This is a genomic window from Arthrobacter sp. TJ-236 (assembly GCF_058269235.1).
Genome location: NZ_JBZCNI010000002.1, coordinates 471529 through 482117 on the forward strand (window position 1 = coordinate 471529; position 10589 = coordinate 482117).

General features: G+C 69.3%; 7 protein-coding genes and 1 tRNA gene. 7 read left to right on the top strand and 1 reads right to left on the bottom strand.

The genetic code is table 11. The features are described 5' to 3' along the window. Nucleotides 1–188 precede the first annotated feature (188 nt). The 4 genes from AC4D16_RS10925 (at nt 189) to AC4D16_RS10940 (ending at nt 6028) form a co-directional block, all read left to right on the top strand. Nucleotides 189–1568, top strand: a complete 1380-nt coding sequence (locus AC4D16_RS10925) for a glycosyltransferase (RefSeq protein ID WP_490950212.1) — start codon at nt 189–191, stop codon at nt 1566–1568. Beyond that, on the top strand, nt 1565–3409 hold the full coding sequence (locus AC4D16_RS10930; protein ID WP_490955008.1) for a right-handed parallel beta-helix repeat-containing protein: 1845 nt from the start codon (nt 1565–1567) through the stop codon (nt 3407–3409). Before AC4D16_RS10925 ends, AC4D16_RS10930 begins: the two co-directional genes overlap by 4 nt. Beyond that, nucleotides 3406–4485, top strand: a complete 1080-nt coding sequence (locus AC4D16_RS10935) for a right-handed parallel beta-helix repeat-containing protein (protein ID WP_490955009.1) — start codon at nt 3406–3408, stop codon at nt 4483–4485. Before AC4D16_RS10930 ends, AC4D16_RS10935 begins: the two co-directional genes overlap by 4 nt. A gap of 121 nt (nt 4486–4606) precedes the next feature. Next, on the top strand, nt 4607–6028 hold the full coding sequence (locus AC4D16_RS10940) for a UDP-glucose dehydrogenase family protein (RefSeq protein ID WP_490950209.1): 1422 nt from the start codon (nt 4607–4609) through the stop codon (nt 6026–6028). 134 nt (nt 6029–6162) lie between these two features. On the opposite strand, the gene AC4D16_RS10945 is transcribed toward AC4D16_RS10940, so the two are convergent. Continuing rightward, complete coding sequence (locus AC4D16_RS10945; RefSeq protein WP_490955010.1) at nt 6163–7503, bottom strand: right-handed parallel beta-helix repeat-containing protein; 1341 nt, start codon at nt 7501–7503, stop codon at nt 6163–6165. Nucleotides 7504–7765: 262 nt separating this feature from the next. Here AC4D16_RS10945 and AC4D16_RS10950 point away from each other — a divergent pair. From AC4D16_RS10950 to AC4D16_RS10960, 3 genes are all read left to right on the top strand, one after another. Then, nucleotides 7766–7837 (top strand) — tRNA-Gln (locus tag AC4D16_RS10950). A gap of 75 nt (nt 7838–7912) precedes the next feature. Then, the gene (glmU, locus tag AC4D16_RS10955) at nt 7913–9427 is read left to right on the top strand and encodes a bifunctional UDP-N-acetylglucosamine diphosphorylase/glucosamine-1-phosphate N-acetyltransferase GlmU (RefSeq protein WP_490955192.1); all 1515 of its coding nucleotides are present in this window, start codon (nt 7913–7915) and stop codon (nt 9425–9427) included. Beyond that, nucleotides 9424–10404: a ribose-phosphate diphosphokinase gene (locus AC4D16_RS10960; protein ID WP_490950207.1), complete on the top strand. Its 981-nt coding sequence runs from the start codon at nt 9424–9426 to the stop codon at nt 10402–10404. The genes glmU and AC4D16_RS10960 overlap by 4 nt, the downstream gene beginning before the upstream one ends. The last annotated feature ends 185 nt before the right edge of the window (nt 10405–10589 follow it).

Sequence of the window (10589 nt, forward strand, 5' to 3'; positions counted from 1 at the left end):
GAGTAGATCAGCGGTTTTTTCACGTAGTGGCTCCCCTCGCGACGCCTTCTACTGTCGGTGCGAAGGGGCCTGATCATCTCTCAGGCCCACGGGCCGACGTCCGGTTCGCAGGTACTCCTGCTGGACACGTCGGTTCCGTCGCCCGCCGTCGTGCGCCCCGACAGCCGTCCCCTCGTTCAAGGACCCCGATGCATCCGAACGCGCTCATCACCGAACCCGCAACCGCCCTCGACGTGGCGTTCCAGCTCCTGAAGGACCACGTCATCGCCCGGTTCGCCGGGTTCGACCGCACCGACATCAGCGCCTTCTGGGCCGAGGTGACGCCCTACTTCCCGGTCGCTGTCGCCGGCGCGATCGTCTGGGCCCTGTGGCTCTACCGCTTCATCCTCTCCCACCGGGCGAAGCCGATCGTGACCAACCACCGGGCCAGCACGTCCGTGGTGGTGCCCTCCTTCCACGAGGACCCCGACATCCTGATGAGCGCGCTCGAGTCCTGGCGGGCGCAGCGCCCGGACGAGATCATCATCGTCCTCGACGTCGAGGACCTCGACGCCTATGGGCGCATCGAAGCGCTGCAGGACCCGACCATCCGCCCCGTCCTGTTCCACCACGTGGGCAAGCGGTCCGCCCTCGGGGCCGGGATCCGCCTCGCCCGGTACGAGATCCTGGTCCTCACCGATTCCGACACCTGGTGGCAGCCGGACCTGCTGCAGAACGTGCAGATGCCCTTCGCCGACCCGCTCGTGGGCGCCGTCGGTACCCACCAGAGCGTCTACAAGCGCGACACCAGCGTGTGGCGCCGCGTGGCCGACTGGCTCGTGAACCTGCGGTACCTCGACTACGTCCCCGCCATGGGCGCGGCCGGCGCCGTCCCGTGTGTTTCCGGCCGTACCGCGGTGTACCGGCGGGCCGCCGTCCTCCCCGTCCTCGAGCACCTGGAGAACGAGTACTTCCTGGGTAAGCGCTGCATCTCGGGGGACGACGGGCGGCTGACCTGGCTCGTGCTCGCCTCCGGCTACAAGACCGTCCACCAGTCCACGGCACGTGCGCTGTCGATGTTCCCCGCCAGCTTCCGGGCCTTCGTGAAGCAGCGGGTCCGCTGGAGCCGCAACTCCTACCGCTGCTATCTGACGGCGATCGGCACCGGGTGGCTGTGGCGCGTGCCGTTCATCACCAAGGTGACGGTGCTGCAGATCCTGCTGACGCCGGTGACCATGGGCCTGACCATGTTCTACCTGCTCTTCAACCGGCTGGACTTCACGGTGCTCGGCGTCGCTGCAGCGCTCAGCTGGCTGCTGCTGGGCCGCGGCATCCGCGGGATCTCACACCTCCGCCGCCACCCGAAGGACATCCTCATCCTCCCCGTCCTCGCCTTCGCCGTGATCCTGGTCGCCCTGCCGATCAAGCTGTACGCGTTCACCACCATGAACAAGCAGGGCTGGCTCACGCGGCATGCGAACCAGATCGGCGGGGACGGTCAGGACGCCGTCAGTCTCGAGACGACCTCCGAAACCGCCGACCACGTGCTCGAGGGCTCCGCACAGGACGCCCGGGAGGCCGTCGCATGACCGGTCGCAAGCCGCTCCTCCTCGGTCTCGTCGCCGTCCTCCTCATCGTGCTCGCGGGTGCGGCCTTCGTGACCGTCGGCAACCTCTGGCGGGATTCCGAGGTGGATGCCTTCGGGCGGAACGAGATCGCCGCCAACGGCAACGTCCAGGGCGAGCTCTACCCCGGTGACCCCCGCAGCGAGGCGCGCATCGTGCAGAGCGAGGAGGAGCGTCTCGTCTACGTCCGGACCATCGCCTCCGCGGCACGGTGGCGGGTGGACGGACTCGAGGGTCCGTACCGCCTGCGGACCGGCGCCACGACCACGCTCGTGCTGCCGGCCAGGACCGACCCCTACACGACGGCGGACCTGCTGGGCCTCGCGCCGGACACGTTCAAGCCCCTCGCGTCCTCGACGTTCATGCTGACCGAGAACATCGTGGTGCTGCCAGGCGCCACCCTGTCCCTGGCGGGGGAGGAGGGCACCACGCTGCGGATGCAGAGCAACGAGGACGCCTTCGTGTCCATCGTGGCACTCGGCGGATCGCTCTCGACCGCCGGGACGCCCACCTCGGACCTCGAGATCACCAGCTGGGACGGTTCGGGCGCCGATACGGACACCTCCGACGGCAGGGCCTACGTCCGCGTGATCGGCGGGCACGCCTCCTTCGCGCACACCACCGTCTCCTCCCTGGGATTCTGGAGCGGCAACACCGGCGGCCTCGCCCTCACGGGGACCGACACCGCCGGGACGTTCCGGGACGCGGCGGACGCCTCGGCGGGCGCGGTGGCCCCCGCCGGCGCCCGGCTGCTGCCCGAGGAGGACCTCACATCACTCGCCGACCAGACCGAACTCGACTACAGCGTGGTCACCGCGGGCATCGACGGCCTGACGGTGAAGGACAACGCGTTCGGCCTGTTCGTCACGAACGCCCGCGACATCGCCATCCGCGACACCACGATCAGCGGGAGCCTCGTGGACGGACTGGTGCTTCACCGCTCGGTGACGAATGCGACGATCACGACGACGACGTCCTCCGACAACGCGGTGGACGGCATCACCGTGGGGCGATCGAGCACGCGCGTGGAACTCGACGACGTGACGGCCAGCGGTAACGGCCGCAACGGCATCTCCCTCGACGGGCAGCCGCTCGCCGACGGACCGAACGCGGTGGGAACGGCCGTCGTCACCTACGGCTCCAACCGCGTGGTGGGCAGCACGATGGCCGACAACGGCCGGTACGGCGTCGAGGTCAGCGGCGGGGAGAACCTCCGCATCACGGGCAACACGCTCTCGCGGAACGAGGTGGGTGTCGTGGTCAACTACGGCGCGGAGAAGGTGGGCATCATCGACAACGAGATCAGCGACCAGCGCCTCCAGGGGGTCGCCGTGCGCGAACCCGGGGCGCAGGCGGACATCAGGCGGAACACCATCTCCGGCAGTCACACCGGGATCTACGTCCGCGACGCCACCGCGAACGTCACGGGGAACAGCATGCACTCCATCTCCGGCCATGGGGTGTCGCTGCTCGGGAACGTGCCGGAGACCGAGGTCACGGGCAACGACGTCGGCGGGTACGGCACCGTGGCCATCTGGGACGAGACCTCGACGGGTGCACTCGTCGAGGAGAACGAACTCCTGGAGTGGCACCCCGCGCCCACCGTGCACAGCGTGATGAACTCCGTGTTCCAGCCGCTGACGTTCGTGTGGCTGGTGCTCGGGATGCTCCTGCTCGTCACGGCCGTGACCCGCAAACGCCACCTGCGCGTCCGCACCATCCGCAACCCCTACGAGGAGCGGGTACCACTCACCGCGCTGAGCCGCGGGATCATCACGATCGACGACGTCAGGCAGGCACGATGAACCGCCGCGGCAAGCTCCTCGCACTCGTTCTCGCCGTCGTCGCGCTCGCCGTGGCCGCCGTCGTCGTGGTGGTCGGACTCGACACCACCGGCGGCAGGGGATCCGCTGGCCAGGAGCGGGACGCGCAGCCCACGCCGACGGCGGACCCCGCGCCCGCACCGGCCCCCGCACCCGCGGCCACACCCGTCGAGTGCCCCGAGCCGACCGTGCGGGTCGACGACGCCACGGACCTCGAGAACGCGCTCGACGCGGCCGCGCCCGGGGACGTCATCGGACTCGCGGCAGGTACCTACACGGGCAATTTCACCGCCACCGCGGACGGCACGGCGGATCAGCCGATCACGCTGTGCGGTGACGCCGGGACCATCCTCGACGGCGGCACCACCGATGACGGCTACGTGTTCCATCTCGAGGACTCGTCCTACTGGGTGCTCCAGGGGTTCACCGTCCGCAACGGTCAGAAGGGCGTCATGGTGGACCGGACCACGAACACCGTGATCCAGGGTCTCACCGTCACCACCATCGGTGACGAGGCGATCCACCTGCGGACGTTCAGCACCGACAACCGCGTCATCGGGAACACCATCAGCGACACCGGGCTGCGGAGGGCGAAGTTCGGCGAGGGCATCTACATCGGCACGGCCGAGAGCAACTGGTGCGACATCAGCAACTGCGAGCCGGACCGCAGCGACCGCAACGAGATCGCCGGGAACACCATCTCCGGCACCACCTCGGAGAACGTCGACATCAAGGAAGGCACCTCCGACGGCATCCTCCGGGCCAACAGCTTCGACGGCTCCGGGCTCGTCGAGGCCGATTCCTGGGTGGACGTGAAGGGGCGCGGCTGGGTCATCACAGGGAACACCGGGGCCAACTCGCCGCTCGACGGCTTCCAGACACACGAGATCGTGGACGGCTGGGGCACCGAGAACGTCTTCCGCGACAACGTGGCGGACGTCAACGGACCGGGGCTCGGCTACTCGCTGAAACCGGTGCGCGACAACGTCGTCGACTGCAGCAATACGGCCACCGCCGCCGGCGAGGGCCTGTCCAACGAACCCTGCACCTCCGGCTGACCCGCCCTCACACCCCCACCACCAGATCCCCGTCCGGACCACCCTCCGCGCTGTCCCGCACCCTTCTTCCACCACCCGCACCACATTCCGAGCTATTCCCTACCCGAAATGAGGACACACGATGAGCACTGCCGACCAGAACCAGAACCAGAACCAAGTCGCCCCGCCCCGCGTCACCGTCATCGGTACCGGCTACCTGGGTGCAACCCATGCGGTCTGCATGGCGATCATGGGCTTCGACGTCCTCGGCGTCGACGTGGACCAGCGCAAGATCGACCTCCTGTCCACGGGCCGCGTGCCCTTCTTCGAGCCGGGGCTGCCCGAGAAGCTCACCGAGGCCCTCGCCTCCGGGCGTCTGCGGTTCACCACCGACTTCGACGAGGCCGCCGCCTTCGGTGACGTGCACTTCGTGTGCGTCGGCACCCCGCAGGCTGCCGACTCCGCCGCGGCGGACCTGACGTACGTGGACGCCGCCTTCACGGCCCTCGCCACGCGCATCGACCGCAAGGCCCTGCTCGTCGGCAAATCCACCGTGCCCATCGGCACGGCGGCCCGTATCACCGAGCTCGTGCAGTCGCTCTCGCCACTCGGCGCGGAGCTCGAACTCGCGTGGAACCCCGAATTCCTCCGGGAGGGTTTCGCCGTCCAGGACACCCTCTTCCCCGACCGGCTCGTCTTCGGGGTCGGCTCGGCGTGGGCCGAGGAGCAGCTGCGCCGGGTCTTTGCGCCCATCCTCGACCTCGACACACCCGTGATCGTGGCGGACCTCGCCACCTCCGAGCTCGTCAAGGTGGCCGCGAACTCGTTCCTCGCCACGAAGATCTCCTTCATCAACGCCATGGCCGAGGTCTGCGAGGCCACAGGCGCGGACGTGAACCACCTCGCGAAGGCGCTGAGCCACGACGACCGGATCGGCGGACGCTTCCTGAAGCCCGGTCTCGGATTCGGCGGCGGGTGCCTGCCCAAGGACATCCGCGCGTTCAAGCACCGGGCCGAGGAACTCGGGGTGGGGCAGGCCGTCAGCTTCCTCGGCGAGGTGGACTCCATCAACAACCGGCGTCGCGTCCGGACCGTGGACCTGATCCGCGAATTGGCCGGCGGGAGCCTGGCGGGCGTGCGCGTGGCCGCCCTCGGTGCGGCGTTCAAACCCAATTCCGACGACATCCGCGATGCTCCGGCGCTCGACGTCGCCCGCCTCCTCTATCTCGAGGGGGCCATCGTCACGGTGTACGACCCCGAGGCCAACGCGAACGCCCACCGCCTCTACCCCGACCTCAACTACGTCGAGACCATGGCGGAGGCCGTGCACCACGCCGACGTCGTGGCGCTCCTCACCGAGTGGTCGGAGTTCAGGAACGCCGACCCCGATCTGCTCGGTGCGCTCGTCTCGCACCGCCGCATCCTGGACGGCCGGCACGCGCTCAACGCCGACGACTACGTCGCCAAGGGGTGGCAGTACCGCGCACTCGGGCGCCCGGCCCACGCCTCGACCGTGGCACTCGCGTCCGACGTCCGTGACGAGACGCCGACGCTCGTGGTGTAGCGGCGCGTTCGAGGACCTGCGCCAGGCGAAGGCCGTGGCGTTCGAAGGTCCACCGGAACACAACAGAACGGGCTGGACGGGGAGACCCGTCCGGCCCGTTCCTCGTGCTGCAGGGCCGTGGACCCCGGAGCTGTTCAGCGGCAGGCGATGTTGCTGAGGCCCTTCGTGGCCCCACTCGCCTTACAGGCGATGACCGTACCGAGCGATGCCGACTGCACCCACACCTCGTACCCGGGAACACCGCCCTGCACCGTATTACCCGTGAAGACGTTGCCGGTACCCCAGCCCGCCAGCACCGAGTGCACCTGGAAGGCGTCGAGCTTCGTGCCGGAGCCCGAGTTGCCCTCGATGCGGTACCCGTTGCCCTTCACATCCACCCACGAGTCCGCGTAGTTGGCGCCCGAGGTGCCGGAGGCGGAGAACACGTTGCTCGTGACCGTGCCGCCCGTCGTCCCCTCCTTCATGTCGATGCCCTCGGCCGATGTGTTGACGATCCGGTTCCCCCGGACGGTGATGCGGTCCGAACGGTCCGGGAGGCCGCCCGCCCAGTTGCTCTTGGCGCTACCGAGGTAGATGCCTTCGCCGTACTCGGGCTGGGTGAGCCCGGTGTCGTGGATGAGGGAGTCGAGGATGGCGCCGTCGCTGCTGCCCGCGCGGAAGTGGACCGCTTCCGCGCCGATCATCCCCACGTCCACGGAGGAGATCACGGTGTTCCTCGAGCCGTCGAGCACGATCCCCTTGGCGGAGGACGCGACGGAGAAGCCCGTGATGCGCCAGTTCGAGCCGGTGATGTGGAGGCCGTAGCCCGACGACGTCGAGCCCGTCGAGAGCACGGCCTTCCGCGACCCCCGCAGGGTGATCGGCGCGGTCGGAGTGCCGGAGGCGGACGCCGAGAACGCTCCGACGTAGCGGCCGTCGGCGAGTTCGATCACCTGTCCCGGACGCGCGGCGGCGAGGGCGCTGCGGAGGCCCGCGGCCGTCGAGACCTTCACGACGCCGGAGGGGCCCGGCAGGGGAGCAGGGGCCGGAGCAGGAGCGGGAGCGGGAGCCGGTGCGGGAGCGGGAGCCGGAGCGGGAGCGGGAGCAGGCGCCGGCACGACGACGGGCTGGGTTCCGGTCCGGCCTACGGTGAACGTCACGGTGGCCTCCTGACGACCGGCCGGTGTCTCCCACCGAGCGTTCAGTGTATGGGAGCCGGCGCTCGTGGACACGGGCCAGGAGTACGGTGCGGATCCGTCCTGTCCGAGGTACTCGCCGTCGAGCTTGAACTTCACGGTGGAGCCGGCCGGTGCGGCGATCGAGGCCGTGAAGACGCCGTCGGGCTGGGCGCTGCCGGCCAGCGCCGCGCCGTCGGCCAGGACCGTCGGGACGTCCGCCAGAGCGGGTACGGCGAGGGTGGAGACCGCTATCACGGCGGCCACGGTGCCCGCTGCGGTGCGCGAAAGGGCGCTGCGCAACATGGAGGAGGGGTGCATGCGGGTTCTTCTCTCGTGAGACCTACCCGCGCTGCGCGGGTCAGTGCAGCGACGCTAACCCGTGCTCGGTCACCTGCCTGCCACGGGAGCGCCGTCCTTGCAAGAAACTCCGCAACCTGTGCGAATGCTTGCATTTCCTTTGGTCCTCGGAGTGCACCCGGCCCAGCCCGTGGCGGCCGCCCTGGCCGGTCGCCGATCCCCGGTGCTCATGGCAAACTTGTACACCGTGCGCGGGTGCTCCCGTCAGGGACGCCGCGCGTGGTCCGCCCTGGTGTAATGGCAGCACCCCAGCCTTTGGAGCTGTGGAGTATAGGTTCGAATCCTATGGGCGGAACGGTGTCCACGCCGCACCAGCCCCAATCCCAGGAGGAGTGCCCGTCTCGTGAGCCCGCAGACCGACGATCCAGCGATGACGAGCCCGCACGCAGCGCCGTCCCAGCACTCGGAGGTCGCGGCGGTCATCGTCCTCGCGGCCGGAGCCGGGACCCGCATGAAGTCACGCACGCCCAAGGTCCTCCACACGCTCGCCGGGCGGTCCATGCTCGGTCACGCCGTGCACGCGGCCCGGGGGCTGGCGCCGCGCGACCTCGCCGTCGTCGTCCGTCACGAGCGTGAGCTCGTGGCCGGCCATCTGACGGCCCTCGCACCCGACGTACTGCTCGTCGACCAGGACGAGATCCCGGGAACGGGCCGCGCCGTGCAGGTGGCCGTCGAGGCGCTCGACGCCGCGGCCCCCGCGGACGGCGTACTCGAGGGGACCGTCGTCGTCACGTACGGTGACGTCCCGCTGCTCACGACCGCGACGCTGCAGGGCCTCGTGGACGCACACCGCGCGGAGGGCAACGCGGTCACGGTGCTCACCGCGATCCTCGAGGACCCCACCGGTTACGGCCGCATCCTGCGCGCGGAGGACACCTCGGTGCTCGGCATCGTGGAGCACAAGGACGCCGACGAATCCCAGCGCGCCGTCCGTGAGGTCAACTCCGGGATCTACGCCTTCGACGCCGCGGTGCTGCGCAGTGCCCTCGGGCGTATCGACGCCGGCAACGCGCAGGGCGAGCTCTATCTCACGGACGTCCTCGGCATCGCACGGGCGGACGGCGGTCGCGTGGCCGGGCTCGCCGTGGCGGACCGCTGGCAGGTCGAGGGCGTCAACGATCGCGTACAGCTGGCGCAGCTCGGCGACGAACTGAACCGGCGCATCGTCGAGCGCTGGATGCGGGCCGGCGTCACGGTCGTCGACGCATCGTCCACGCGCATCGACGTGACCGTCGAACTCGCGGAGGACGTCACCCTCCTGCCGGGCACGCAGCTCCACGGCGATGTGCGTATCGAGCGCGACGCCGTGGTGGGCCCGGACACCACGCTCACCGACGTCGTCGTGGGCGAGTGCGCGCACGTGGTCCGCACGCACGCCAGCGGCTCCCGCATCGGCGCCGGTGCGAGCGTGGGCCCCTTCGCCTACCTCCGGCCCGGCACGGTCCTCGGCGAGGAGGGCAAGATCGGCGCGTTCTTCGAGACCAAGAACGTGACGGTGGGGCGCGGCTCGAAGCTCTCCCACCTGGGCTACGCGGGTGACGCCGAGATCGGCGAGTACACGAACATCGGCTGCGGCAACATCACGGCCAACTACGACGGCGTCGCGAAGCACCGCACGGTGATCGGCTCGCATGTGCGGACCAGCTCCAACACGGTGTTCGTGGCTCCCGTCACCGTGGGCGACGGCGCCTACACCGGCGCCGGCGCCGTGATCCGCAAGGACCTGCCGGCCGGCGCACTCGGGATCAGCGTGGCACCGCAGCGGAACGTGGACGGCTGGACCGAGACCAAGCGTCCCGGGACGGCGTCGGCGGACGCGGCGGCAGCAGCGCGGCCCACCCCCTCAGCAGAAGAACAGCACTTCGACGAAAGCAGTCACTCATGAGCGAGATCACGGCACGCGGCGAGAAGAAACTGGTCCTCGCCTCCGGGCGCGCCCATCCCGAACTGGCGGAGGAGATCGCGTCCTGGCTTGGCACCGAGCTCCTGCCGGTCTCGGCCTACGACTTCGCGAACGGGGAGATCTACGTCCGGTCGGGGGAGAGTGTCCGCGGCACGGACGTCTTCGTCATCCAGGCGCACCCCGCGCCGCTGAACAACTGGCTCATGGAGCAGTTGATCATGGTGGATTCCCTCAAGCGGGCGTCGGCCAAGCGCATCACCGTGGTCTCGCCGTTCTATCCGTACGCGCGCCAGGACAAGAAGGGTCGCGGCCGCGAGCCCATCTCCGCCCGTCTCGTCGCGGACCTCTACAAGACCGCCGGTGCCAACCGCCTCATGTCCGTGGATCTGCACACCTCGCAGATCCAGGGCTTCTTCGACGGCCCGGTGGATCACCTCATGGCCATCCCGCTGCTGGCGGACTACATCCGCACGAGGGTCGACGCCGACAACGTCACCGTCGTCTCCCCGGACACGGGGCGGGTGCGCGTGGCGGAGCAGTGGGCCGAGCGTCTCGGCGGTGCGCCCCTGGCGTTCGTGCACAAGAGCCGGGACCTCACGGTCCCCAACCAGGCGGTGTCCAAGCAGGTGGTGGGGCAGGTCCAGGGCCGTACCTGCGTACTCATCGATGACATGATCGACACCGGCGGAACCATCTCAGGAGCTGTGGCCGTGCTGAAGAACGCCGGCGCGAAGGACGTCATCATCGCCGCGACGCACGCGGTGTTCTCGGACCCGGCATCCCGTCGGCTCGCGGAATCCGGTGCACGGGAGGTCGTCGTGACCAACACGCTGCCCATCCCGTCCGAGAAGCGCTTCCCGCAGCTCACTGTGCTCTCGATCGCCCCCCTGATCGCCCGGGCCATCCGGGAGGTGTTCGACGACGGATCGGTGACCAGCCTGTTCGACGGCAACGCCTGACCGTGTCCTGCGCCCACTACCCCTCGCTAGGTATTTTGCGGTGGTAAAACGAGTAGTGGCCCTTCTGCGTACGTGAAAGAAACACGTAAGAGTACTGATGATTCCGTAGCCGCCACTCGTGCTGCCGTCTCACACTCTTCCTAGGGTGGGATTCAGACACCTGTTTTCAGCTGGGAAGTAGTAGG

What these genes read in the sequence shown, in the direction of transcription:
- glmU (WP_490955192.1), top strand. Translation starts at nt 7,913, where the DNA reads ATGACGAGCCCGCACGCAGCGCCGTCCCAGCACTCGGAGGTCGCGGCG.
- AC4D16_RS10945 (WP_490955010.1), bottom strand. Translation starts at nt 7,503, where the DNA reads ATGCACCCCTCCTCCATGTTGCGCAGCGCCCTTTCGCGCACCGCAGCG.
- AC4D16_RS10960 (WP_490950207.1), top strand. Translation starts at nt 9,424, where the DNA reads ATGAGCGAGATCACGGCACGCGGCGAGAAGAAACTGGTCCTCGCCTCC.
- AC4D16_RS10940 (WP_490950209.1), top strand. Translation starts at nt 4,607, where the DNA reads ATGAGCACTGCCGACCAGAACCAGAACCAGAACCAAGTCGCCCCGCCC.
- AC4D16_RS10925 (WP_490950212.1), top strand. Translation starts at nt 189, where the DNA reads ATGCATCCGAACGCGCTCATCACCGAACCCGCAACCGCCCTCGACGTG.
- AC4D16_RS10935 (WP_490955009.1), top strand. Translation starts at nt 3,406, where the DNA reads ATGAACCGCCGCGGCAAGCTCCTCGCACTCGTTCTCGCCGTCGTCGCG.
- AC4D16_RS10930 (WP_490955008.1), top strand. Translation starts at nt 1,565, where the DNA reads ATGACCGGTCGCAAGCCGCTCCTCCTCGGTCTCGTCGCCGTCCTCCTC.